This window comes from Flavobacterium aquidurense (assembly GCF_001404985.1).
Lineage (GTDB): Bacteria > Bacteroidota > Bacteroidia > Flavobacteriales > Flavobacteriaceae > Flavobacterium > Flavobacterium aquidurense_B.
This window is the reverse complement of sequence record NZ_JRLF01000003.1, coordinates 1-23,897: the sequence shown is the minus strand read 5'-3', so window position 1 is coordinate 23,897 and position 23,897 is coordinate 1. Positions and strand designations below refer to the sequence as shown.

Sequence of the window (23,897 nt, the reverse complement as noted above, 5' to 3'; positions counted from 1 at the left end):
TTTTTGTTTTAAACCAATAATTTAGCTTTCTACCTGTATTAAAATAACCTCAATTTTATGAAAAAAATATACTTTCTCCTTCCAGTTGTTTTATTAGCCTGTAAGTCAAACCCAACGGTGATAAGTGAAAAAGCTTCAATGGCAACCTCGAAACCTATTGAAATCACTTATAAAGTAGAACAAAATGATGTCTCAGATTTTCTGAAATATCTTTCTTCAGATGAATTAGAAGGCCGCGAAACCGGAACTAAAGGAATTGAAAAAGCAGCAGTATTTTTAGAAGATTTTTTCAAAAAAAATAACATAAAGCCTTATTTTTCATCCTACCGCGATACACTTACGAATTTTAAGACGCCGGCTTATAATATTGTTGGAGTTTTAGAAGGGACCGATCCTGTTCTAAAAAAAGAATTTATTGTTTTAAGTGCGCATTATGATCATATTGGGCTATTAAAAAAGCAACAGCCAGATGTTATTAATAATGGGGCAAATGATGATGCATCAGGAGTGACGGCTGTCGCAGAAATGGCAAAATATTTTAGCGTAACAAAATCTAACAAAAGAAGTATACTATTTGTATTTTTTGCCGGAGAGGAAAAAGGATTGTTAGGTTCTAAAAGTTTAGTACAAAAACTAAAGAAACAAAACTTCAATTTGTATACACAATTAAATATCGAAATGATTGGTGTACCTATGAAACGTGATTATCTGGCTTACATTACTGGTTTTGACAAATCGAATATGGCTGAAAAAATAAATGAATATACAGGTAAAAAGACAATTGGTTTTTTACCTAAAGAAGCCGAATATGAGTTGTTCTACAGATCAGATAATTATTCTTTTTATGAAGTATTCAAAAAGCCTTGCCAATCTATAAGTACTTTTGATTTTGAAAATTTTGATTTTTATCATCACGTTTCAGATGAATTTAAGGTAATGGATATTTCACATATGACATCTTTTATTCAGGAGTTTTTGCCAGCAGTGACTAAAATTGCCACTTCTTCAACAGAAGAAATTACAATGAATAAATAACCAGTCGTTTTGTTTGATTTGCTTATTTTTGTCTTATGAAAAATATTATTGTTACCGGAACCAGCAGAGGAATTGGTTACGAATTAGCATTACAATTTGCTAATGAAGGTCATCAGGTTCTGGCGATTTCAAGAAAAATACCTCAGACACTTTTACAACATCAAAACATCACTTGTCTTTCAGTTGATCTGGCTGACGAAACAGCTTTGCAGGAAGTAGACAATTTTCTTTCTCTAACCTGGAAAAAAGTTGATGCTGTTGTTCACAATGCAGGAGCATTATTATTAAAACCGTTTGCAGAGACTACTCAGGCTGATTTTGAAAGTATTTATAAAGTAAATGTTTTTGCTGTTGCGAATCTTACCAGAATTTGTTTACCATATCTACAAAAAGGAAGTCATGTGGTAACAATAAGTTCAATTGGAGGTGTACGTGGTAGTCTTAAATTTGCAGGATTGGCAGCTTATAGTTCAAGTAAAGGAGCAGTAATTACCTTAACAGAATTATTGGCAGAAGAATATAAAGAAGAAGGAATTTCTTTTAATGTTCTTGCTTTAGGATCTGTTCAGACAGAAATGCTAAATGAAGCTTTTCCAGGATATCAGGCGCCAATTTCTGCAGAAGGAATGGCAACTTATATTTATGATTTTACGCTTAACGGAAATAAATATTTTAACGGGAAAGTGTTAGAGGTCTCGTCAACAAATCCTTAATTATTTATAGATTATTAATTGTCAGGCTGAGCCGCGTCGAAGCCATTTTGTTATTTCATTTAATTAAAAAAGATACTTCATAACTCATAATTATTTTGAACGAAACTTTAGCCAGATATATACCAGAACATGCTGTAAAGCCTGTTTTTGAATTGATTGTTGCCAATCAGGTGCATCTTAAGATCGTAAATGAACGCCAGACGCGTCATGGAGATTATAGGAGAGGACCAAGTGGTAAACATGAAATCACGGTAAATGCCAGTTTAAATAAATATCGTTTTTTGATTACATTAATTCATGAAATTTCGCATTTGGTAGCATTTGAAAGATTTGGAAGAAATATAAAGCCACATGGAAATGAATGGAAACTCACCTTTCAACGCATGATGGTTCCTTTTATTCGTCCGGAGATTTTTCCAGGTCAATTATTGCCTTTGTTAGCCAGACATTTTAAGAACCCATCTGCGAGTAGTGATACTGATACTACTTTATCACTGGCTTTAAAGCAATACGATGCTCAGAACGATAAAAACTATGTTTTTGAAATCCCATACGGAAGTGTATTCAGAATTAAAAATGGCAAAATATTCAAGAAGTTAGCTGTTAGAACCAAACGTTTTGAATGTATAGAAATAAGTTCGGGAAGAACTTATTTGTTTAATCCAAATGCTGAAGTCGAATTGATAAACCCGAATTGAGGTGTTGTCAAATTTCAAATAAAAAATCCAAATTTCAATAATGATACATTGGGATTTGGATTTTTTTATTGAGTTTGTTCCAGTAGTGAATTTTGAAAGGTTTAACCTTTAAGATATGCTTCTCTTACTTTTTTAAACAAGTTCGAAGAGTAAACAAACTTCACAATATCTTTATTGTCTGTTCTAAAGATTTCTTCTTTAGTTCCCTGCCAGGCTTTTATTCCTTTTTTTAAGAAAACAATATTTTCTCCAATTTCCATTACCGAGTTCATATCGTGCGTATTGATTACGGTTGTGATATTGTATTCTTCGGTAATTTCCTTAATCAAATTATCAATCAAAGTTGAGGTGTTTGGATCTAAACCTGAGTTAGGTTCATCACAAAACAAATATTTCGGATTATTTACAATCGCGCGTGCAATCGCGACACGTTTTTGCATACCTCCGGAAATTTCAGAAGGTAATTTTTTATGTGCATCTACGAGATTTACTCTTTCTAAAACAAAATCAACACGTTCCTGAATTTTGGCTTTATTGTCTTTAGTAAACATTTTCAAAGGAAAAGCTACATTTTCTTCAACAGTCATTGAATCAAATAAAGCACTTCCTTGAAAAACCATTCCAATTTCAGTTCTTAATTCTCGTTTTTCATCTGGATTTAATTCAGAGTATACTCTGCCGTCAAATTCAATTGTGCCTGAATCCGGTGTGTGAATTCCTAACAAGGTTTTTAGTAAAACCGTTTTTCCTGATCCACTTTGTCCAATAATCAAGTTGGTTTTTCCAGTTTCAAAAACCGTCGAAACGCCTTTTAAAACTTTACTGTCTCCAAATGATTTTTCTATGTTTTTTACTTCTATCATTATCCTAATAATAATTGAGTTAATATATAATTAAAAAGAATAATACAAACAGATGTCCATACAAATGATACTGTACTTGCTTTACCAACTTCTAATGCACCACCTTTCATATAATATCCGTGAAAAGATGGAATTGTAGCCAATAACATTGCGAAGATTAAAGTTTTAATAAAAGCATATGTAATATGAAAAGGAATAAATTCCATTTGGGCACCCTGAATGAAATCCTGACTAGTCGAAAAACCTCCATATGCACAAGCAAGCCATCCTCCAAAAATACCCAGAAACATACTGATTCCAATTACGAAAGGATACATTAACAAGGCTACTATTTTTGGGAAAACAAGATAGTTTAATGAATTAACACCCATAACTTCCAGAGCATCAATTTGTTCTGTAACACGCATTGTTCCAATACTGGAAGTAATGTATGATCCCATTTTTCCGGCCATAATCACCGAAATAAATGTAGGAGCAAACTCCAGAATTACAGATTGACGTGTAGCAAAACCAATTAAATATTTTGGAATTAAAGGATTGGTTAAATTTAGTGCTGTTTGAATAGCTACAACTCCTCCTATAAAAAAAGAGATAAAGCAAACGATGCCAAGCGAGTCGATTATTAAATCATCGATTTCTTTGAAAATTAATTTTTTCATCACAGGCCATTTGGTCTGTTTATTAAAAATTTCTTTCAGCATTAAAAAATATCTTCCTATTTGAGATATATAACGAATTAGCATCATAGTTTTTGAAATATTGGCTAAGGTAAAAAGAAGTTATGAGTTTTGGGTCATGAGTTAAGCATTTTCGGTAGTTTTCCGGCTTACATTAACTTTTGTTTCATTTTCTGAAAACGATAATTTCTAATAAATTTAGCTTGTTCGGGTGTAACCAGTAAAGGTGTTTTGTTTTTTTTTGCTTTCCAGAAGCCTCTGATATAGTCAAAAAACAAAAATGGTTTTTTCTTCATCATTGCCAGCTTTGCTGATGCAATTGCTGTGATCATAAAACCGTATCCAAGTGTATAAAAAGCTTCGCCTTGTTTATAACGTGCTGTTTTGTTGTAGTTTGCTCCTGTTGGTTTAAGATGTTTTACATGTAAAGAAGGATCGGTAACAATTTTCCAGTCATAGTATTTACAAAGCAATTCGTCTACTGTGTCCCAGCCCATAGCTGGTTTTAAACCTCCAATTTGCTGATAGGTTTCAGCTCGATATGCTTTCAGCGCACCGCGGATATGATCTTTATCGGTTAGGTTTTCTAATATCCAGTCACCATTTTTTTCTATGTAGCAAAAGCCTCCAACCATTCCAACTCTGGGATCAGATTCAAAATGTTTAATAATAGTTTCAAAATAGTTCGAAGGAAAAATTAAATCTCCATCTATTTTTACGATAATATCATAATCAGAATCCAGTGTTTCAAAACCTTTTTGGAAAGCCTGAATCACTTTGCTTCCCGGCATATGAATCGCATCAGAAGTTTTGTTTACCACTGAAATAAACCGATTTTCCTTTGCAAATCCTAATACAACTTCTTCTGTTTTATCAGTCGAATTGTCATTTACAACGACAATTTTTGAAGGTAAAACGGTTTGTGTAACCAAAGATTGCAAAGTCAGACCAATTAAGTCTTGCTCGTTGTGCGCGGGAATAACGATGTAATATTTCATTTAAAAAAATTTAGATTTTAGATTTTAGATTTTAGATTGTTGGTGTTATCTGAAAATCAAAAATCAAAATCGTTAATCAAAAATCTTATATCTTGATTTTCTCTGCTGCCACTATGTAATACCTAGGAGTAAAATATCTTAGCAATGGCCTGAACCCAAACTTCTTTACCGGATGTGTAAATTTTTGGCGATCTGTTATTTTCCAGCCTGTTTTTTCTAGAAGCCAGTCTAATTGCCAATCTTCAAATTCATGATAATGTCTGTCCCACATATCTGTTTTAGAACGGTATGCCGGAGAAAACCATAAACGTAACGGAATTGAAATTAACAATTTATCACATTTTACATTTTCCAGAATGGTGTACGGATTTAGCAAGTGTTCGAAAATTTCGAATGCAGTAAAAACGGTATATTCTTCTGTTTGTAAAGCTGTTTGATCGTTATCTAAATCTTCACCTTTTGTGTTTTTTACGGTATAACCGTTTTCTTCCATTATTTTAGAAAATGGATTTGGTACACCAAAATCAAAAATGGTTTCTGATGTTTTAACGTGTTTTTGTAAAAACTCCAGAGTAAGTTTAAATCTTTTATTGGGAAACGTTTTTTCGTACATAGTCGTTGCGAGGAACGAAACAATCTCTCGTTCTTGATTTTATAATTAGGTCGCAAATATACTAAAAAGTCCGCATTTTAAAATGCGGACTTTTTTTTAGTTTACAGTATTCAGTCGCAGTGATCAGTTTAAACAATCTGTAAACTGTGACTGAGAACTGCGACTGAATACTGAGAACTGCGACTATAAATTAATATCTATAAACAAATGCATTGACATTCATTCCTGCTCCAACCGAAGCAAAAATTACAACATCGCCTTTGTTGATTTCATGATTTTCTAATTTGCCCTGAATTAAGAGGTCAAAAAGAGTTGGTACAGTTGCAACACTGCTGTTACCCAGATCATGAATACTCATTGGCATAATGTTTTCCGGGGCAGTTTTGTCGTACAATTTATAAAAACGTGCGATAATTGCTTCGTCCATTTTTTCGTTTGCCTGATGAATAAGGATTTTCTTTACATCATCAATTGCGATTCCGCTTTTATCCAGGCAGCTTTTCATTGCGCATGGAACCTGACTTAAAGCAAATTCGTAAATTTTACGGCCATACATTTTTATGTATTTAATATCCGGATCTAAATCAGGATTGTATGATTTTCCAAAATACAAAAAGTTGGCTTCATCATTAGCAAAAGTGGCACTTTCGTAAGATAGTAAACCCGCTTCATCTTCAGAAGCTTCTAAAATTGAAGCACCCGCACCATCAGAATAAATCATAGAATCACGATCGTGATCGTCTACAACTCTTGATAAAGTTTCGGCCCCAATTACCAAAACGCGTTTTGCCATACCAGATTTGATAAAAGCATTTGCCTGAAGAACACCTTCAATCCATCCGGGACATCCAAAAAGAATGTCATATGCTACACATTTAGAATTTTTAATACCCAATTTATTTTTAACGCGTGTTGCTAAACTTGGTAAAATATCAGATTGATTTGTTCCTGATTTCACATCGCCAAAATTGTGGGCAAAAATAATATAATCTAATGTTTCACGATCGATATTAGCATTTTCAAGCGCTCTCTCGGCAGCAAAAAAAGCTAAATCAGATGAGGTATGTTGATCTTCGGCATAACGGCGATTTTCAATTCCGGTAATACCTTTGAATTTTTTAATTACAACTTCGTTCGGGTAAGCAAAAGGAGTTCCGTCTTCATTTAAAAAAACATGTTTGTCAAAATCAGTATTGCTTACTTCTTTATTTGGAATATAACTTCCTATGCCTATTATTTTTATTTTCATTATTCAATAATTATCCGATAAATTTATTGCTAAAGTATAAATAAAATCATGATAACTATCATAAAAAATACTATGCATGCATATAATTATGAAATAATAATTATTTGTGGAATATATTGTTTATTTTTTAATGATTTTTAAGTTTTACCGAGATTTCAAACGTTTGAAATAAAAGTCAAAGTAAGGTTTTTCTGTTTCATGTTTTGCGTCTCAACAAAAACCTGAAACAAAAAATAAACCCGACAGGTTTTAAAAACTTGTCGGGTTTGAATATGTAATTCGAAAACTAAAAATTAGTTTTCCATATAAGCTTCAATAGGAGCACAGCTGCAAACTAAGTTTCTGTCACCGTAAGCATCATCTACACGACGAACTGATGGCCAGAATTTATTTTCAGCGATGTATTCTAATGGGTAAGCCGCTTTTTCTCTAGTATAAGGAAAATCCCAATTGTCAGTCGTTAACATTGCCAATGTGTGCGGTGCATTTTTCAATACATTGTTTTTATCATCGGCTGTTGCAACTTCAATTTCTTTTCTGATTGAAATAAGAGCATCGCAAAAACGATCTAATTCAGCTAAATCTTCAGATTCAGTTGGTTCGATCATTAAAGTTCCAGCTACTGGAAAAGAAACCGTAGGAGCGTGGAAACCGTAATCCATCAAACGTTTTGCTATATCACCAACTTCGATTCCATTTTCTTTAAACGAACGACAATCTAAAATCATTTCGTGAGCTGCTCTTCCGCATTCTCCTGTATAAAGAATTGGGTAGTGTCCTTCGAAACGGGATTTCATGTAGTTTGCATTCAAAATAGCGTGTTCTGTAGCACTTTTTAATCCTTCAGCTCCCATCATTGTGATGTAACCGTAAGAGATTAAACATACTAAAGCTGATCCGTAAGGTGCAGATGAAATTGCTGTAATAGCTTGTTCACCACCTACTTTAAGGATTGGGTTAGTTGGTAAAAACGGAACTAATTTTTCGTTCACACAGATAGGTCCAACTCCAGGTCCGCCACCACCGTGAGGAATAGCGAATGTTTTGTGTAAGTTTAAGTGACAAACGTCAGCACCAATAGTAGCAGGATTTGTTAATCCAACTTGCGCGTTCATGTTTGCACCATCCATATATACTAATCCGCCATTGTCGTGGATTAATTTGGTAATTTCAATAATCGAAGATTCGAAAACTCCGTGAGTAGAAGGATACGTTACCATTAAACAAGATAAATCATCTTTGTGTTCAATCGCTTTTTCTCTTAAATCTTCTACGTCAATATTTCCTTCCGGAGTCGTTTTAGTAACGATGATTTTCATTCCGGCCATAGCTGCAGAAGCAGGATTGGTTCCGTGAGCCGATGAAGGAATCAAACATACATTACGGTGACCTTCGTTTCTTGATAAATGGTAAGCACGAATCGCCATTAAACCAGCATATTCTCCCTGAGCTCCAGAGTTAGGCTGTAATGTTGTTCCGGCAAATCCGGTAATTACATTTAATTGTTCCTCTAATTTTTTAAGCATTGTAATGTAACCTTCAGCTTGTTCTACTGGTGCAAAAGGGTGAATGCTGTTCCAGTTTGGCATTGATAAAGGCAACATTTCTGAAGCTGCGTTTAATTTCATCGTACAAGAACCTAATGAAATCATCGAATGATTCAATGATAAATCTTTACGCTCTAATTTTTTGATGTAACGCATGATCTGACTTTCTGAATGATGATTGTTGAAAACATCATGTGTTAAGAAAGAAGATGTTCTTTCTAATGAAGCAGGTAACTGACTTACAGCAGTTAGTTCAGCAACTGTGAAAGTTTCTTTTCCTAAAGCTTCCGCAAAAATGGCAATAATTTGGTTGATGTCAGCAATTGAAGTCGTTTCATTTAACGAAATAGAAATTGTATCAGCATCAACATAAAAGAAGTTTACTTCGTTTTTCTCTGCAATAGCTTTTACTTTTTGAGCATCTGCTTTTACCAATATAGTATCAAAGTAAGCTGTATTGGTTTGAAAAACGCCTAGTTTATTTAAAGCCTCAGCAGTAGTAACCGCCGATGCGTGAACTTTGTTTGCAATATATTGTAATCCTTTTGGTCCGTGGTAAACAGCATACATTCCGGCCATAACCGCTAATAAAACCTGAGCTGTACAAATATTAGAAGTTGCTTTTTCACGTTTGATATGTTGCTCACGAGTTCCTAAAGCCATACGTAAAGCGCGGTTTCCGTTTACATCAATAGAAACTCCAATAATACGACCTGGCATAGATCGTTTGTACTCGTCTTTAGTTGCAAAAAATGCAGCGTGAGGACCGCCGTAACCCATTGGTACACCAAAACGTTGTGAAGTTCCAACTACTACTGCAGCTCCCATTTCTCCCGGAGAAGTTAAAGTCGCTAATGATAAAATATCAGCAGCAAAGGCAACTTTGATTTCGTTTTCTTTTGCTTTAGCAACAAAAGCACTATAATCGTTTACCTGACCGTATTTTCCTGGGTATTGTAAAATGGCTCCGAAGAACTCATTCGAAAAATCAAATGTTTCGTGGTTTCCAACCACTAATTCAATCCCGATAGGAGTTGAACGTGTTTGCAGGATTGATAAAGTCTGAGGCAAAATTTCCTCAGAAACGAAGAATTTGTTTGTATTGTTTTTCTTTTGATCACGCGTACGAACATCAAATAACAAAGCCATAGCTTCGGCAGCAGCTGTTCCTTCATCAAGTAAAGAAGCGTTTGCAATTTCCATTCCTGTTAACTCAATAACAGTAGTCTGGAAATTTAAAATTGCTTCAAGACGACCTTGAGCAATTTCTGCCTGATAAGGTGTATAAGCAGTATACCATCCTGGATTTTCAAAGATATTTCTTTGAATTGGTGCCGGAACGATAGTTGGATGATAACCCAAACCAATATACGATTTGAATACTTTGTTTTTCTTGCCTAATTCCTGAATATGATTTGCGAATTCGTATTCCGTCATTGCAGGATCCAAATTCAAAGGTGCTTTTAAACGAATGTCATCCGGAAGGGTTTCGTAAACAAGTTGTTCGATCGATTCAACTCCAATGGTTTGTAACATGTGTTGAAGATCTGTTTCTCTTGGGCCAATGTGTCTTAAAGCAAAAGCATCTGTTCTCATTTGTAGCTATCTAATTTTTTAAAGGCAATGTAATTTACAAAGTGTCTCTTTGACTTAATCAGGTGTTACACAAGGTTTATTACATTTTATAGTAAATGTGTTGTTTTTTTGTGGCGCAAAATTAAGTATTATTAATAATTTAATAGGTATTTTTAACTTCAATTTTTATGAAATTTACAACTAAAGAGTTGATTTGTTAATAATTGATTAGATTTAAAGAATGAAACTATTAAAACAGATATTCGATTTTTACCTGAATAGCAGTATTCATGTGGCTTTATCCTGTTATGCCTTGGTTCGGGTTACGTTTCATGTGTTTCATATTCAGTATGATGCGCCCATGGCTTTGTTTGTTTTTTTTGGAACAATTGTGGGGTATAATTTTGTTAAATATGATGCATTGGTTCGTGTGAAGAAAAAACCAATAGGAAATCAATTGAAAATTATCGCTCTTTTGAGTTTGGTTTCGGTGATTTTGGTGGGCTATTATTTTTTCCATTTAAAGCGAATTACCCAAATAGTTTCAGTTGGAATTTTTGCCATAACAGCACTTTATACACTTCCGTTTTTCCCAAACAGAAAAAATGCCCGAAACTGGGCAGGCGTAAAAATATATATTGTTGCCCTTTGTTGGGTTGGCGCCACATTAGTTTTACCTTTTATAAATGCCGAAGTTCCGTTTATACCTGATTTTTTTATAAAATGCATTCAGCGATTCGTATTGGTTTTTGTACTAATTCTGGTTTTCGAAATTATTGATTTGGCAAATGATGATCCGCATCTAAAAACTGTTCCGCAAACTATAGGTATAAAGCGCACTAAGATTTTAGGTTTTTCGCTTTTAATTCCGTTTTGGATTGTCGGAATTTTGACCTTCACTTTTCATGACCTAATTATAAATCTTATTATGGTGATTATGTTGATGTTATTTATTTTATTCGCAAACCCAAACCGATCTAAATATTACACTTCATTCTGGGTCGAAAGCGTTCCGGTTTTTTGGTGGCTTATGATTGTGTTTTTATAAAAAGACATCAAAGTTTTTAAATAATTTGGGCGTGTCCCTTCGGGTCGGGCTATTCGCTGCAAGTCCTCGCACTTCCTTCGTCAGGCTGTGGGCTATCCGCTGCTATCCCTCACGCAAACCATAAATCAAGAAAATCTATTTTCAATGTCATTAAGTTGAGGGAAGATTTATAAATGCGATAACGAACAAATATCTTGCAAAGACGCAATCTTTTCATTTCGAGGAACGAGAAATCTCCGTGAGAAGCTCGACAAAGATTAGATTCTCGTTGCGGAGTTACTTGCGGAGATTTCTCGTTCCTCGAAATGACAAGATTGCGTTTAGATATTAGGACTTTGCCAAACTAATCTGCTAAATCCGCCAAATCTGCGAGAGAACAAAAACTATTTTGTTTTTTGCTCTGCCAACGCTTTGTTCAAATCAGCTTTAGCTTCAGCTAGTTTCTTTTTTTTCTTGTTGATTTTTTCTGTGCTTTCCTGATCTTTAATTGCTTTGTTCAGATCATCAGTTCTTTCCTTAACTTTTTGTTGTTTTTCTTTAACTTTTTTGTCAAGGTCGTTGCTTACAGTTTTTGTTGTGCAATTCTTTTTGGTTTGAGAAATGGCATCTTCAACCCCTTTAATTTGACTTTGATTACCAGCTTTTTTAGCAGCAGTTAATTTGATGTTTAGCTCGCATAATTTTCTTTCGCAGCCTTTTAAATCCTTGCAATTACTTTGTGCAAATCCAATAAAAGATAAGGCTAAGAATGCTATTGATAAAATTTTTGTTTTCAAATTCATAAGTTTATTTTTTAATGATTTACAGATTGTATTTCTATCGAACGGCTATAAAAGTAAGAAAATTATTTTAGTTTTTATTTTTCTGATAGCACTTTCAAAATTTTGTTTCGCTCGATAAGAAAATTAGTGAGATGTTTTTCTAATAATAAAATATCAAAAAGTTTCCCGATTATACCAAATGGAGTCTCATATTGTAATTTATCTCTCATGATTGTTGCCCCATTTACTTCTTCAAAAAAATGTTCATGTCTGAAAGATTTGAATTTGCCGCGTTCCATTTCATCTACAAAATAATCATAAAAGTTCATTGCGGTAATTCGGCTTTTGTGCGTGATATAAAAACCGAAATGTTTGCCACGCCAGGTTACGCTTTCGTTTAAATTTATTAATCCTGATGTTACGCCAGCAATTGCTTTTTCTTTTGAGGGACTTGCAGATTGCTGATGAATATCAATATTTCTTGCAGCATCAAAAACAATTTGTTTCGGTGCTTTTATTTTTGTTGTGAGGTTTATGGTTGTCATGATTGTGGTTATTTTGTGTCAAAGATTTTTTAATTTAATAAATCTCGAAAAGCATTATCAATATCTCCAAACTTAAATTCAAATCCATTCTCTAGAAGTTTTTTCGGAATCACATTTCTGCTTTTCAAAACCAATTCAGTTTCTGTTCTGATGAAGAAAGATCCAATTTCCAGTAGCAAAGTATTCATCGGGATTCCGAAAGGAAAACCAACTGCTTTTCTAAGTTTTTGCATAAAGTCAGCATTGCGAATAGGTTCAGGAGAAACTATATTTATAATTCCGGTAATTTCTTTTTGAATGATAAAATCGATTGCATTGACAAAATCATCTTCATGAATCCAACTTATAAACTGATTCCCTTTTCCTTGTTTTCCGCCAAAACCTATTTTTGCCAAAGTCTTAAGCGGAATAAAAGCACCTCCATCTTTGCCTAAAACAATTGAAGTTCTTAAAGCAGTTTTCAAAGTATTTGGCGTTTCGATTTTAAAGAATGCTTTTTCCCATGAAAGTGCAACATTTATAGAAAAATCATTTCCGATTTCACCGTTAACCTCATCCATTTGTTTGTCAAGTGAAAATCTGTATATTGTTGAGGTTGATGAATTAAGCCAATGTTTTGGTGGGTTTTTACATTTTAAAACCGCTTCATTTAAAACCTTTGTACTTTTGATTCGAGACCATAAAATTTCTTTTTTATTTTCTTTCGTATACCGACAATCAACAGATTTCCCTGCAAGATTTATTAAAACGGTTGCATTTTCCAATTCATTTTCCCAGCCGGAAAAATTTTTGGCGTTCCAGTTTACATATTTTATTTCGTCAATTGTTTGAGATTTCCCTCTGGTTAGAATTACAATTTGGTCAAATTTATTTTTGAAGTGATTGACTAATACTTGTCCTAAAAAACCGGTTCCGGCTGCGATTATAAGCTTTGTCATAAGAATACTATTTTTAATTTAAAATTAAGGTTAAAGCAAGAATTCGGTAAAGCACCCAAGTGTAGCAAAGATAATGTGGGAGTTTTAGAATTTTAATTCTTCTAATATGTTCTGTAAACATGATCAGAACAGTTATTGCAAACCAACCTAAAATAAAAATTGCCGGAAAATTTATAAACTGACTTACAATTAAAATTGGCACTAAAATTAAAGAACCCATTAAAGAAACAGTCATTAAATTTCCAGCATAATTCATAATCGTCTTTTTGTCAAATTTTAAAAGAAACAAACTTTGAAAAATGATTTGACCAAAAGCCAAAGCAACTTCTCTAACTATACTTGTTTTGGGTAAAACCGGAATCAAATTAGAATATCCAAATAAAACAAAAGTAGTTATCGTTAAGGCAAATGCGATAAAAAGAAAACGGTATTTATAATTGAAATCCGGAACGCATTGCAGTTTGTTTTCTTCATTTACACTTCCCGGAATTATTACCTTTCTATTATAAGAAACAAAAGAATATATTTTTTTAAGAATATAATGTACGGGTTTTATAGTCGTTATTTTTTCGATTAACGGAAAAGAAAATCCAACCACTTTTATCAAACTATCAATTCCGTAAGTAACAGTTTTGGTTTTGTTATCAACCAAAGCAATTTCGTTTGGCGCACGTTTTAAGTCTACAAAATTTTGTTCTTCTTCAGATAATTGACCATATGATTTTCTTCCGTTTTCATCTAACATTCCACTTTTTACAAAGCCAGTTGTATACAAACTGCAAAGCGGACAATCTTCATCATAAAGCAAAGTTTGGTTTTCTAGTGTTTTCATGATTTTTGGTTTTAAGATTATGAAATGAATTAGGATTTAATGATGCATTTTTTTAATTAGAGAAATTGATTTTACTTTCTTTTTATTCTTAACCACAATTTCAGAGCCTTTCGCCAGAAAAACGGATGCTGGTTTTGTGTCCTGAAGAAATTTAAAATCCTCTCCATATGTTTTACTAAAATCGATATCAACGTTATAATTTAATACTTCAAATTGTTCCCATCTTGGATGTGTAACTTCATATTCGAAAGTGATGTTTTTTGTAATTTTGGTATAACCGAAATAATGTTCTGTAATAAATTCAGCTTCAGAATCAATATCAATTTCTGTTGGATTTTTTTTAGTTTCTACCTGAATTGTATTCCACTTTTTACGATCCTTTCATTGATATGTAAAAATGTTTGTATTTTTATTTTCAATAATTTCATGTCTCATTTTCTGTGTTTCGTAGTGTTCCTGATATAGTGTATTGGCAATAAAAGTGATCGCTTTTTTAGGAACAATTTCTTTAATAAAAACGACTCCTCGTTTCCATTCTTCGTTTTCAAATCGTTTTACGTAGAATCTTAAATTCACTTCTTCAAAATCTACATGAAACGGAACTTTTAATCCCATAACTTTTGTATTTTTAAACATAAAGCCAACCAGACTTATATAACATTTGTTATTCCATATATCTATTTCAGTTCCTGCCGGAAGATATTTTTCTAAAACTTTAGTATCAATTTCATAATTTAAAAGAGCTAAGTTTTGCCATTCGGCTTTTAAGAAGTTCATAAATGTGCTTTTTTATAAGTGATTAAAGAAAAGTAGCCAGCAAGAAGTATTGGAAGCATAAATAAGATGAGGTAAATAAATTCAAAATTTAGTATTACACCATTAACGAACCACAACAGAAAAAAGAAAATAACACCATTAACATACTTTTGAAGGTTTTTGTCTTCGGGCTCGTCCATTAGCATTTTTATTCCAAAAATCAATTGAAATAGACCTGTAAGGATCGTTGATAGCAAACCACACCCAACTAATTCTCCTCCTTTGTCAGGAGTAATTATTCCTGCTGTAATTAATAGTATAGGTAAACCAACAAAAAAATAATTGAGATAATTTATTGCTTTCATGTATTATAGTTATTGATTGTTTTAAACTTTCAGAAAAAAATGAAAGTTGTAATTAAATTTTTTTAGCTTTGAAATTTACTTCATGATTTTAAGGACCAAACGTCCCAACCAATTTTCATTAAATTCAGTGATTTTATCTAACATGTTATCAGCTTTTAAAACGAAATCATACAATTTTGAAGTCTGATCAACAAAGTGTTTTTCTTCAGCAGAATCTTTTGCTTCTATTGTCGATACTTCTTTTAGGATTTTAAGGGCAGGTTTTATCTCTCTCTTGCTTCTTTCTCTCGAAATTTTCACGGCTAATTCATCCAGATCTTTTTCGGCAGTAAAAAACTCTCTTCTTTCTCCGGATTTGTATTCTTTGTATACAATTCCCCAATCCATTAAAGCTTTTAGATTCATGCTGGTATTGCCACGGGAAATTTGCAATTCCTCCATTATATCTTCCATAGAAACAGGTTCGTTTGAGACCATTAATAAAGCATGGATTTGTGCCATGGTTTTATTAATTCCCCATTGAGAACCTAATGCTCCCCAGGATTGTACGAACTTATTTTTTGCTTCTTTGAATTCCATGGATCAAATGTAAGTAAAAGTTTTTAAACTTTCAAAAATAAATGAAAGTTTGTTATGTCGTTTTTATTAATTGATTAAAAACGATATGAAAACAGGTGTTTATACCTGCAAAATTATTCTGTGTCATTCATTATCTCATTCATACCTAAAAATTTCTCTTCTATAACATTTTATTCAAAACCACTTTGTATTTGATATAGTTTTGAAATAGAAATAAACCGAATATCTTATTTAATACATCTTTTATATTTTGTATAATGTATTGTAAAACAAATGTTTGAGTTTTATTCTTAAAAAACAAACTAAAAAACAAACCTCAAAAAATAACTTAAAAACTTAATCTCATGAAAGACTTATCTTCTCCTTCTACAGCATGTGTTGATCCTATATCAGAATCACAATATCCAGTTTTGGAGTCTTTCACAGGCTCTCAGCCAATATTGCCACAATATTGGGAATGTACTTGTTTACTTCATCCTTTTAGTCCTGTTCAAAGTAACAGTACTGATGCAGATAAAGCGAGCCCCTTTTTTGAAATTTGCATTGCGACAGTTTACTATGCAGCAGGAATTGGATTAAATGCTTTACTGGTAGGAAGTTCAGGAAGAAGATGGTGGTATAATATAACTCCGTCACAAACGACAGTATCTACAGACGGAATTAATTTTGTACCTGTAGATATGGGCTGGACAGTTCCTGGTACAAATTGGTTTGGGAATGAAAGTGGTAATGCCACTTGTGCCGGAACCAGCTACTTAAACTGGATGGAAGCACAACAAGTGAACTGGTGGAAAATTCCGGTTGGCAGCAGCACTCCGGCACCCGCTACATGGATGTGGTTTGATAGTGTATCTAATTTACCGGTGCGTCTTATGTTTGGTCAAGGTCCTGTTGCTTCTCCTATAATGGGAGATGTGAATCAACTGGCACTTTTTCAAATGTTTTCTTTTAGCTATTTTTCTTCTTTTCAGGGATTATCAGGTAATCCTTTAAGTTCACCTTTAATAGATCCTGTTATTGATGGTTTTTCTTTTGGTAATCCAAACAATTATGAATTGTTTGAATGGAATACAAATTTTGGAATGACTGTTTTTATGACGCCAGTTAATGAACAATTCAATCCGTTGCCTACAAGAGTTTTATATAATTGGGCAGCTGATGATCAATATAAAGTTTCTTCAGACAGAAGTCAAAGTACTCTGATGAAAAACACCTATAATAAAATAGGTCCAAATGATCCATTTACCTCGCAAGTGGCACTTCTTACCGGACCATCTCCTTTAGGAATGACTCCTCCGCCAAACAGTCGCGCCGGTTTTATAATAAATTATTCAGGAGATGAAATAACTAAATGTCTTGGTTTCGCAAACTTTCCGTTTCCTCAGGAAGCACCAAATTGGGTTCAGATACCTGCGGTAGGGGGTAGTGTTCAGGCGACTATTTTGAATAATCCTGTGCTTTGCCCAAATAATCCGGTTACTGTTTTAGGAGTACTTTTCCCGCCTTCCGGAAATAACTATCCTGATTCTACTTATTTATGGACTTGGTATAGTCCTCTCAATGCAAGCGGAAGCAGCAGCAGACCGGTGACCTTTATGCAATCACAATCAGGCGTAGGTTTGGGAACTAGCCTTGCCTTAGCAGATTATTTTGATTATGAAGAATTCACAACGCCAATACCGCCTTGCAATTTTGCAGTTCCACCGGCTGATTTTGAAGTTGCTGCCAAGCCCGCTGCCAATACTCCGGAAAATCCTAATCCTAGTTATCCATGGCTTGATACGGGCATTAGAATTAATGCGAGTACAGTTGCAAGCATTTCTTATTTAAAAGGTTTATGGACAGCAAACCCAAATGATAATTATGGTCAGTTATACAATGCTAATGGAAATCCAACCTATATCAATGCAAAACCTGGTTATACAATGCCCAACGAAAACGAAGGTGCTCTTATAGGTAAAGTTGGGGATACTGTTTTTTTAATAGGTATGGGAGCTACTACGCCAGTGGGGCTTGTTGGAAAATTGGAATTATGCATTAACGATGATTTAACCGGAGAATATGGTGCCGGTTTAGCAGATAATATTGGTTCTATAACCGTACAGATAACCGTTGGATTCTAAACTTTATCATTAGGATACTATAATCATAAAAGCTTAAAAATAAAAAGTGGAGCAGAAACCACTTAAAAAAACGAGGCGTCACCGAAAAGCCTTATGAGTAGGAAAACCTAAATCAAAAAAATTATGTCAGATTTATTAGCAGGTGCTTATTTAGCAAAAGGCACAATTGGAAATGTAGGAACACCAGGTGCTCCAATCGCAACATTTAGTTTAGTAGTTGTACCATCACAACATTCTGTTTCTGGTACGGTAGTAATTACTCAGGCTATACAAGGTCCTGATAGCCATATTGTTGTTCCTGTAACAGGAAGAATATATGCAACAGGAATAGGACATGTTACTCAGGTAGTTAGTCTTCAGGGACAATATGTTCATAGCGTTCCTCCTCCTGCAATTGGTTCTTTTTTAGCCAATTTCGATGCTCACTTAGCAATTGATAATGCATGGAACGGAACTGGAGGTTTTTCATATTACCAACATAATATCGAAAATGTACCAGTTGCAGCAGCTAAAAACTTAGAGTTAGCTCAAAACTAAAATTCTCCCCAAACAATTCAACAGGATAATAAAAAATTTCCTGACTCGATAAGAGTTTTGATTTAAAAGATCGCCTGGTTGCAGGCGATCTTTTTTATTAATTCAAAAATATTTTTTTCCTAAAAACGTACTAAACCTATAGAAAATGAAAAAAAAATATGTTGTTATTACACTGCTGCTTCTGGTTGTAATAGCAGTTGGTCTTTGGTTATTTCTTTTTAACAGAAATACCGGAACAGAAAAAGAAGGAGTATTCTCTACATATGCCAGCACATCTGCAGCTTGTAATTGTGAAGAAAACTGGTTTCCTCATGAACAAACTCCGCCACCAGCAGAAGGTGATGGAAGTCCGTTTGACAGCAAAAGCACTACAAACTGTATTTTTCATCAATGGTCGTGGCAAAAATTTTTATGGCTCACAAAACCATTGCCAAGCGGAAATCCTTTGTTTTTAGATTCTCTTACTGTGGTAAGCCCTGAAATGGAACGCGTAAATCCGCAATTGGGTTTAAAACTAGTTTTAAGTTCTTATAATCAGGCTGGCCCTGAAGGCGTTTTGGTTTCTAATCCAAAAGTTAATTCGGGAAAAAGTGTTGGTGATACGGTATTTTATTCGATTCATATTAATAATACGTTTATGGATAAAGCTGTTTTGGCAGCATCTTATATCAATAGCGGAAAAACTCCTTATTCTAATCTGGAGACATTTCCTGTTGGTTCACTTGAACTAAAAGTTTCATGGATCAATATTGATGCAATTGCTAAAGAAAAACGTGCGGATTATTTTACCACTAAAGCAGCTGTTAAAAATAAGAACGGAAAATATGTAATCAAAACAATGGCATTATTAGGGATTCATGTTGTAGGCGTGGTAAAAAACCATCCTGAATTTATCTGGGCAACTTTTGAACATAAAGATATGGCTCCCGTTTATGACTGGAAAAATAATAATGCTACATCAACAACTGAGAAGTTATTGTATGAAAAAGGAAAAACTTCAGGATTACAGGCTATAACCTGGGATACTGTCACGAAAAAACCATTTCTTCAAAACAAAGCTTTTGTTCTTTATGAATACGGAGTTCCAAAGGTTTTAGGTACTGATAAATTTATGGAAACGAGCCAATCAGAGCCTGCTAATTTTGATAACATTGATACAATCAATAAGTGTGTAACGGGCAAATTGAAAGATGTTTTTAGGAATTATTTTTATAACGGTTCTATTTGGCTCGACACAGATGGATTATCTCCCGAAGAGCAGGCAAAAACAATTGTAACAAATAAAATTTCAAGTGTTCTGCCAGGCGCATTGGCAAGGGGTTCTTCCAATTTAGCCAACATTACAATGGAAACTTATACGCAAACTTTTAAGGATAGTATACACGAAATCAATGCTGGTAATCTGGTGAATTGTTTTACATGCCATCAATCTAAAAATTTTGATAAAAAACGTGGCGATGGCAGATCTCCACTGTATTTAAGCCATGTCTTTGAGTCTTATTTAGTAATTACAAAACCTAAATTGCTAAGTAAAACAAATGTAAAAACAAACCGTATTGAAGAAACAAAAACACTAAAACTTAAACAGTTTGATGAGTTTGTAAGGGATAATAAATAAAGAAATAAACTGTCAGTATTCAGGAAATAATACTGGGCGAAACCCGAAAAGCCTCACGAGTAGGGCCAACAAACAAATAAATAAATTATGGCAACTTTTACAACAACAATTAATCTTAGTCCGGAGGATGTAAGAATTTTAAAAAGTGAAGGATATTCTCTTTATGGCTTTAAATCAGTAACAGCTTCAGGCGACGGTTCTCCTGCTGTTTGGTTTAATCTTCCTGCTGAAAGAATACTGGGATCAGTAAAGATTACATGGCAAGATGAGTTTGAAGCTTATAACTCACTCACTTCAGTGACTCCTAATATTAGAATTGATGCCATTAATAGCGTACAAGCTGATTTGGGACATCTAATAACTATTGATAAAGGATCCGGTAACTTAAATGTTAGTACAGATGGATTTGATGGTGCCATCTCTTTTATTAATCTGGATAGTCATCGATTTACAGTTGGCGTTAGTCAAACTGTAAATGGTAAACCGGGTATCATATGTGCATTTCCAATTTTAGGTTCAGGATCTTCAAGAATTATTACTCCTCTTCCAAAAATCGCATTGATTTTTTCTACTGAACAAATAGAAGTTGGTACGATAGTAACTAAAGCAATGTCTTCAGGCGCATATATTAACCTTAAAAATGTTAATTCGCGTACTCTTAATTATAATGTAAATGATGGCTGGAGCGGAGATGGAGGTCCATGGTTGAAAAATTTTAATGCATTTACAGATTTAAAAAAGTTGTTAATCGAAAACGCAAGCAGAGAAGAATTAGCACTTAGCGAAAAATTTGTATAATAAAAACATCTAATTTAATTACTCTTCGTTAAAATCTAATGAAGAGTAATTTTTTATTAAATAATGGCAATCAAAATTTGAAGAGGCACATTTCAATTAAAAACAGATGAAGAATTCAGTAATAATAAATTTTTCTCAGGAAACTGTAGAGGCATTAAACATGGAAAATTATACTTTATGCTGCTTTCTTGCCTGTAAGTCTAAAAATCCTTCATTGTTTAGGCCTTTGTGTTGGAATGTTACAAAAAGATTCATGAAATCTGTTTTAATAGAGTGGGAATATAGTCTGAGCAGTTATGCGTCTACGAGTGTTATTATGCCAGATAATGTAATTTATTTTCCTCAGCCGGAACCTATTTTGTCTGACTCTTTATCCAGACTTAAAAGTATAGCAGGTTCTAATTATAAAATAGAGCTCAAACAACGCATGCTAATTAAGGATTATGGTGAGGTTTTAATTGATACGGAAAACTCTAATATTTTCGATACAGTATTAATTCAAAACGATTCTGATAGCGAATATGCTACCGGAATTTGTGTTTACAGTAATAATGATCGCAAATATTATGGCAGTAGTGTTTTTAAAACTTTTGGAGGACAAGCTATTGATGTCACTCCAGCTAATAAAATATTTTTGATGTTTAGTAGTAATGATATTCAAAATAATACCGTGATACTTAAGTCTGAAAATAGAGGTATACTAATTGACTTAACGGATAGCAAAGATAATTCCCGAACAGTTTAACATGATATCAATAAGGGATGGAATGCAAATAAACAAGTATGGGGACATCCATATCCACATGGTACAGATCTAAAAAAATTGCTTGTTTCTGCATTAAGTCACAATGATTAAAAGTTTTGAAAAAAATGAGGCAAATATAAGTTTTTGCTTCTCGAACTTCATGTTTTTAAGATCTTATATGAGTTTCCGGAATTGTTTAAAATCTATTTTTTAAGAATTGTAAAGTTATGTTAATTTAGGAAATGAAATTTTGTATTAGATAATGGAAATATATTTTTGTAAAAATCACTTTTTTATGGAATTATATTACACTTTTTCAATACTAATTGTATTGGCCTCTTTCTTCGCCTATTTAAATCTAAGATTTTTAAAACTTCCGGGAACTATCGGAATCATGATTATTGCAATGTTAGTTTCGGTTGGAATTCGTCTTTTAGGAGATTCTTATTTTCCTGCTACTACAAAACATTTTTTTGAACTGATAAAAGAATTTGACTTCAATGAAATCCTAATGGGAGCGATGTTAAATTTTCTTTTATTCGCAGGAGCATTGCATGTGAATATGTCAGATCTTAAAGAACAAAAAGTTCCCATTATGATTTATTCTACGGTTAGTGTAGTATTATCAGCATTAATCATTTCTATACTGCTTTATTATATTGCCCCAATTTTAGGAATAAAAATCCCTTATATATTTTGTTTGGTTTTTGGAACCTTAATATCTCCAACTGATCCAATTGTGGTACTTGGTGTTTTAAAACAAGCAAAAGTTCCTAAAAGAATAGAAACCAAAATTGTTGGTGAATCTTTGTTTAATGATGGTGTAGCAGTTGTTATGTTTGCAGTTGTTTTAAAAATGGCAACTGATCCGGCATTCGATATGACTTTTGGTTCTATTGCCTGGTTATTTGCAAAAGAAGGAATAGGCGGACTTTTATTAGGAGCTGTTTTAGGATATACAGCATCGAGAGTTATGAAAAAAATCGATGATTATAAAGTTTCCGTACTCATAACACTTTCTATTGTAATGGGAGGATTTCTAATTGCTCAAAGTTTACACGTATCGAGTCCGTTGGCAATGGTTGTTGCTGGATTGATTATTGGAAATTATGGCAAAAAAGTTGCGATGAGCGAAGTGACTCAAGATTATTTAGGTAAATTCTGGGAACTTATTGATGAGATACTAAATGCTATTTTATTTTTATTTATTGGCTTTGAACTTTTATTGTTACCAGACTTGAATAAACAATTGCTAACGGGTTGTGTCGCTATTTTTATAGTATTGTTTTCTAGAATTGCTTCTATCGTTTTGCCCTGGAAATTCTTCGACATATTTAAAATTTTCGGTATAAAATCTGCCTATAGTAAAGGTTCTTTGATGGTTTTGGTTTGGGGAGGAATTCGTGGTGGAGTGTCTATTGCATTAGTACTTTCAATGCCCGAAGGAGAATATAAAAACCTACTGCTTGAAGTAACCTATATTGTAGTACTGTTTTCAATTGTAGTGCAAGGACTGACAGTTGGGAAATTAGCAAAAAGAGTTTTAGAGAAAGAGTAAATTACTTAGGTAATAGAAAATAGAGTAAAGAATAAAGACTTAATTTAAAAATTGAAAAAGGGCTGTCTCAAAATGAACTGCCCCCAAAAAGTTAGACACTATTTGGGGGCATTTTTATGGAAAGAAAAGTCAAGTACAATTGTGAATTTAAACTTCGTTGTGTAGAAGAAGTTATAAAAAGACATAACTCGGTTAAAGGCACAGCTAGAGCAAACAACATAGCCGAAAGCAACCTTACATGCTGGATTAGCCGCTATAATGAATTTGGAATTGAAGGTCTTTTACCAAGGCAAAAAAATAAAGTTTATACTGCAGACTTTAAATTAAAAGTGATACAAACCATTGAAAATAAGTCTTTATCTTTGGATGAAGCCTGCTTGATTTTCAAAATTCCAGCGCAGTCAACCATAATAAGCTGGCAAAGAAAATATGCAAAAGATGATTTGGCAGGTTTAGAACTTAAATCACGTGGTAGACCAGCAGTTATGAATTTTAAGAGAAAGCAACGAAAAACAGACAAACCTTTAACCAGGGAAGAGGAACTCTTAAAGGAGTTAGAGTACCTGCGCGCTGAGAACGAAATTCTAAAAAAGTTCAACGCCTTAGTTCAAGCCGAGCAAGCCAATCAAAACAAAAAGCTCAAACCATAATAGAATTAAGGCATAAGTATGATTTAGATCTTTTACTAAATTGTATGAACATGGTTAGAAGTACGTATTATTACTA

Annotated in this window: 23 protein-coding genes and 1 pseudogene; 11 read left to right on the top strand and 13 right to left on the bottom strand. The window is 33.4% G+C overall.

Annotated elements, in window-relative coordinates:
- Positions 1-57 precede the first annotated feature (57 nt).
- The 3 genes from RC62_RS00795 (at position 58) to RC62_RS00785 (ending at position 2,446) form a co-directional block, all read left to right on the top strand.
- Positions 58-1,035, top strand: coding sequence for a M28 family peptidase (locus tag RC62_RS00795; protein ID WP_055091658.1), 978 nt, complete (start codon positions 58-60; stop codon positions 1,033-1,035).
- 35 nt (positions 1,036-1,070) lie between these two features.
- Positions 1,071-1,748, top strand: coding sequence for an SDR family NAD(P)-dependent oxidoreductase (locus RC62_RS00790; protein WP_055091656.1), 678 nt, complete (start codon positions 1,071-1,073; stop codon positions 1,746-1,748).
- Between the two features lie 95 nt (positions 1,749-1,843).
- Positions 1,844-2,446 carry a SprT-like domain-containing protein gene (locus RC62_RS00785; protein ID WP_055091653.1) on the top strand — a complete coding sequence of 201 codons (603 nt, stop codon included), beginning with the start codon at positions 1,844-1,846 and terminating at the stop codon, positions 2,444-2,446.
- Positions 2,447-2,547: 101 nt separating this feature from the next.
- Here the strand turns inward: RC62_RS00785 and RC62_RS00780 are convergent, their stop codons facing one another.
- From RC62_RS00780 to gcvP, 6 genes are all read right to left on the bottom strand, one after another.
- Complete coding sequence (locus RC62_RS00780) at positions 2,548-3,309, bottom strand: ABC transporter ATP-binding protein (RefSeq protein WP_055091650.1); 762 nt, start codon at positions 3,307-3,309, stop codon at positions 2,548-2,550.
- On the bottom strand, positions 3,309-4,055 hold the full coding sequence (locus RC62_RS00775; protein ID WP_055091648.1) for an MlaE family ABC transporter permease: 747 nt from the start codon (positions 4,053-4,055) through the stop codon (positions 3,309-3,311). The genes RC62_RS00780 and RC62_RS00775 overlap by 1 nt, the downstream gene beginning before the upstream one ends.
- An 80-nt stretch (positions 4,056-4,135) precedes the next feature.
- Complete coding sequence (locus RC62_RS00770; protein ID WP_055091645.1) at positions 4,136-4,984, bottom strand: glycosyltransferase; 849 nt, start codon at positions 4,982-4,984, stop codon at positions 4,136-4,138.
- Positions 4,985-5,069: 85 nt separating this feature from the next.
- The gene (locus RC62_RS00765; protein ID WP_055091643.1) at positions 5,070-5,597 is read right to left on the bottom strand and encodes a methyltransferase; all 528 of its coding nucleotides are present in this window, start codon (positions 5,595-5,597) and stop codon (positions 5,070-5,072) included.
- A 190-nt stretch (positions 5,598-5,787) separates the two neighbouring features.
- On the bottom strand, positions 5,788-6,846 hold the full coding sequence (locus RC62_RS00760) for a 3-oxoacyl-ACP synthase III family protein (protein WP_055091641.1): 1,059 nt from the start codon (positions 6,844-6,846) through the stop codon (positions 5,788-5,790).
- A 293-nt stretch (positions 6,847-7,139) separates the two neighbouring features.
- Positions 7,140-9,989: an aminomethyl-transferring glycine dehydrogenase gene (gene gcvP / locus RC62_RS00755; RefSeq protein ID WP_055091639.1), complete on the bottom strand. Its 2,850-nt coding sequence runs from the start codon at positions 9,987-9,989 to the stop codon at positions 7,140-7,142.
- Between the two features lie 220 nt (positions 9,990-10,209).
- Between gcvP and RC62_RS00750 the strand changes: the two genes are divergently transcribed.
- Positions 10,210-11,016 (top strand): hypothetical protein, encoded by an 807-nt coding sequence (locus RC62_RS00750; protein WP_055091637.1) that lies wholly within the window; start codon positions 10,210-10,212, stop codon positions 11,014-11,016.
- 383 nt (positions 11,017-11,399) lie between these two features.
- Here the strand turns inward: RC62_RS00750 and RC62_RS00745 are convergent, their stop codons facing one another.
- From RC62_RS00745 to RC62_RS00715, 7 genes and pseudogenes are all read right to left on the bottom strand, one after another.
- Entirely contained in the window at positions 11,400-11,798 is a 399-nt protein-coding gene (locus RC62_RS00745; RefSeq protein ID WP_055091635.1) for a DUF1090 family protein, read from the bottom strand.
- A 74-nt stretch (positions 11,799-11,872) separates the two neighbouring features.
- Positions 11,873-12,322 (bottom strand): SRPBCC family protein, encoded by a 450-nt coding sequence (locus RC62_RS00740; RefSeq protein WP_055091633.1) that lies wholly within the window; start codon positions 12,320-12,322, stop codon positions 11,873-11,875.
- 29 nt (positions 12,323-12,351) lie between these two features.
- On the bottom strand, positions 12,352-13,260 hold the full coding sequence (locus RC62_RS00735; RefSeq protein WP_055091631.1) for a TIGR01777 family oxidoreductase: 909 nt from the start codon (positions 13,258-13,260) through the stop codon (positions 12,352-12,354).
- Between the two features lie 13 nt (positions 13,261-13,273).
- A complete protein-coding gene (locus RC62_RS00730) occupies positions 13,274-14,092 on the bottom strand; it encodes a hypothetical protein (protein ID WP_055091629.1) in 819 nt (272 codons plus the stop codon).
- Between the two features lie 36 nt (positions 14,093-14,128).
- Positions 14,129-14,869 (bottom strand): annotated as a pseudogene (locus RC62_RS00725) (YqjF family protein).
- Positions 14,866-15,213 carry a hypothetical protein gene (locus tag RC62_RS00720; RefSeq protein ID WP_055091627.1) on the bottom strand — a complete coding sequence of 116 codons (348 nt, stop codon included), beginning with the start codon at positions 15,211-15,213 and terminating at the stop codon, positions 14,866-14,868. Before RC62_RS00720 ends, RC62_RS00725 begins: the two are co-directional and overlap by 4 nt.
- Positions 15,214-15,288: 75 nt before the next feature.
- Positions 15,289-15,792, bottom strand: coding sequence for a GbsR/MarR family transcriptional regulator (locus RC62_RS00715; protein ID WP_055091625.1), 504 nt, complete (start codon positions 15,790-15,792; stop codon positions 15,289-15,291).
- A 344-nt stretch (positions 15,793-16,136) separates the two neighbouring features.
- Between RC62_RS00715 and RC62_RS00710 the strand changes: the two genes are divergently transcribed.
- The 7 genes from RC62_RS00710 (at position 16,137) to RC62_RS00680 (ending at position 23,821) form a co-directional block, all read left to right on the top strand.
- Entirely contained in the window at positions 16,137-17,915 is a 1,779-nt protein-coding gene (locus tag RC62_RS00710) for a hypothetical protein (RefSeq protein ID WP_055091623.1), read from the top strand.
- Between the two features lie 123 nt (positions 17,916-18,038).
- Positions 18,039-18,452: a DUF1842 domain-containing protein gene (locus RC62_RS00705; protein ID WP_055091621.1), complete on the top strand. Its 414-nt coding sequence runs from the start codon at positions 18,039-18,041 to the stop codon at positions 18,450-18,452.
- 145 nt (positions 18,453-18,597) lie between these two features.
- Positions 18,598-20,070, top strand: a complete 1,473-nt coding sequence (locus RC62_RS00700; protein WP_055091619.1) for a hypothetical protein — start codon at positions 18,598-18,600, stop codon at positions 20,068-20,070.
- 87 nt (positions 20,071-20,157) lie between these two features.
- Positions 20,158-20,868: a hypothetical protein gene (locus tag RC62_RS00695; protein ID WP_055091616.1), complete on the top strand. Its 711-nt coding sequence runs from the start codon at positions 20,158-20,160 to the stop codon at positions 20,866-20,868.
- Between the two features lie 106 nt (positions 20,869-20,974).
- The gene (locus RC62_RS00690; RefSeq protein WP_055091614.1) at positions 20,975-21,613 is read left to right on the top strand and encodes a hypothetical protein; all 639 of its coding nucleotides are present in this window, start codon (positions 20,975-20,977) and stop codon (positions 21,611-21,613) included.
- A gap of 295 nt (positions 21,614-21,908) precedes the next feature.
- Complete coding sequence (locus RC62_RS00685; protein WP_055091612.1) at positions 21,909-23,171, top strand: cation:proton antiporter; 1,263 nt, start codon at positions 21,909-21,911, stop codon at positions 23,169-23,171.
- A 116-nt stretch (positions 23,172-23,287) separates the two neighbouring features.
- The gene (locus tag RC62_RS00680) at positions 23,288-23,821 is read left to right on the top strand and encodes a helix-turn-helix domain-containing protein (protein ID WP_055091609.1); all 534 of its coding nucleotides are present in this window, start codon (positions 23,288-23,290) and stop codon (positions 23,819-23,821) included.
- Positions 23,822-23,897: the final 76 nt, after the last annotated feature.

What these genes read in the sequence shown, in the direction of transcription:
- RC62_RS00740 (WP_055091633.1), bottom strand. Translation starts at nt 12,322, where the DNA reads ATGACAACCATAAACCTCACAACAAAAATAAAAGCACCGAAACAAATT.
- RC62_RS00690 (WP_055091614.1), top strand. Translation starts at nt 20,975, where the DNA reads ATGAAGAATTCAGTAATAATAAATTTTTCTCAGGAAACTGTAGAGGCA.
- RC62_RS00720 (WP_055091627.1), bottom strand. Translation starts at nt 15,213, where the DNA reads ATGAAAGCAATAAATTATCTCAATTATTTTTTTGTTGGTTTACCTATA.
- RC62_RS00710 (WP_055091623.1), top strand. Translation starts at nt 16,137, where the DNA reads ATGAAAGACTTATCTTCTCCTTCTACAGCATGTGTTGATCCTATATCA.
- RC62_RS00700 (WP_055091619.1), top strand. Translation starts at nt 18,598, where the DNA reads ATGAAAAAAAAATATGTTGTTATTACACTGCTGCTTCTGGTTGTAATA.
- RC62_RS00680 (WP_055091609.1), top strand. Translation starts at nt 23,288, where the DNA reads ATGGAAAGAAAAGTCAAGTACAATTGTGAATTTAAACTTCGTTGTGTA.
- RC62_RS00730 (WP_055091629.1), bottom strand. Translation starts at nt 14,092, where the DNA reads ATGAAAACACTAGAAAACCAAACTTTGCTTTATGATGAAGATTGTCCG.
- RC62_RS00765 (WP_055091643.1), bottom strand. Translation starts at nt 5,597, where the DNA reads ATGTACGAAAAAACGTTTCCCAATAAAAGATTTAAACTTACTCTGGAG.
- RC62_RS00695 (WP_055091616.1), top strand. Translation starts at nt 20,158, where the DNA reads ATGGCAACTTTTACAACAACAATTAATCTTAGTCCGGAGGATGTAAGA.
- RC62_RS00745 (WP_055091635.1), bottom strand. Translation starts at nt 11,798, where the DNA reads ATGAATTTGAAAACAAAAATTTTATCAATAGCATTCTTAGCCTTATCT.
- RC62_RS00715 (WP_055091625.1), bottom strand. Translation starts at nt 15,792, where the DNA reads ATGGAATTCAAAGAAGCAAAAAATAAGTTCGTACAATCCTGGGGAGCA.
- RC62_RS00790 (WP_055091656.1), top strand. Translation starts at nt 1,071, where the DNA reads ATGAAAAATATTATTGTTACCGGAACCAGCAGAGGAATTGGTTACGAA.
- RC62_RS00685 (WP_055091612.1), top strand. Translation starts at nt 21,909, where the DNA reads ATGGAATTATATTACACTTTTTCAATACTAATTGTATTGGCCTCTTTC.
- RC62_RS00780 (WP_055091650.1), bottom strand. Translation starts at nt 3,309, where the DNA reads ATGATAGAAGTAAAAAACATAGAAAAATCATTTGGAGACAGTAAAGTT.
- RC62_RS00735 (WP_055091631.1), bottom strand. Translation starts at nt 13,260, where the DNA reads ATGACAAAGCTTATAATCGCAGCCGGAACCGGTTTTTTAGGACAAGTA.
- RC62_RS00705 (WP_055091621.1), top strand. Translation starts at nt 18,039, where the DNA reads ATGTCAGATTTATTAGCAGGTGCTTATTTAGCAAAAGGCACAATTGGA.
- RC62_RS00775 (WP_055091648.1), bottom strand. Translation starts at nt 4,055, where the DNA reads ATGATGCTAATTCGTTATATATCTCAAATAGGAAGATATTTTTTAATG.
- RC62_RS00795 (WP_055091658.1), top strand. Translation starts at nt 58, where the DNA reads ATGAAAAAAATATACTTTCTCCTTCCAGTTGTTTTATTAGCCTGTAAG.
- RC62_RS00760 (WP_055091641.1), bottom strand. Translation starts at nt 6,846, where the DNA reads ATGAAAATAAAAATAATAGGCATAGGAAGTTATATTCCAAATAAAGAA.
- RC62_RS00750 (WP_055091637.1), top strand. Translation starts at nt 10,210, where the DNA reads ATGAAACTATTAAAACAGATATTCGATTTTTACCTGAATAGCAGTATT.
- RC62_RS00770 (WP_055091645.1), bottom strand. Translation starts at nt 4,984, where the DNA reads ATGAAATATTACATCGTTATTCCCGCGCACAACGAGCAAGACTTAATT.
- gcvP (WP_055091639.1), bottom strand. Translation starts at nt 9,989, where the DNA reads ATGAGAACAGATGCTTTTGCTTTAAGACACATTGGCCCAAGAGAAACA.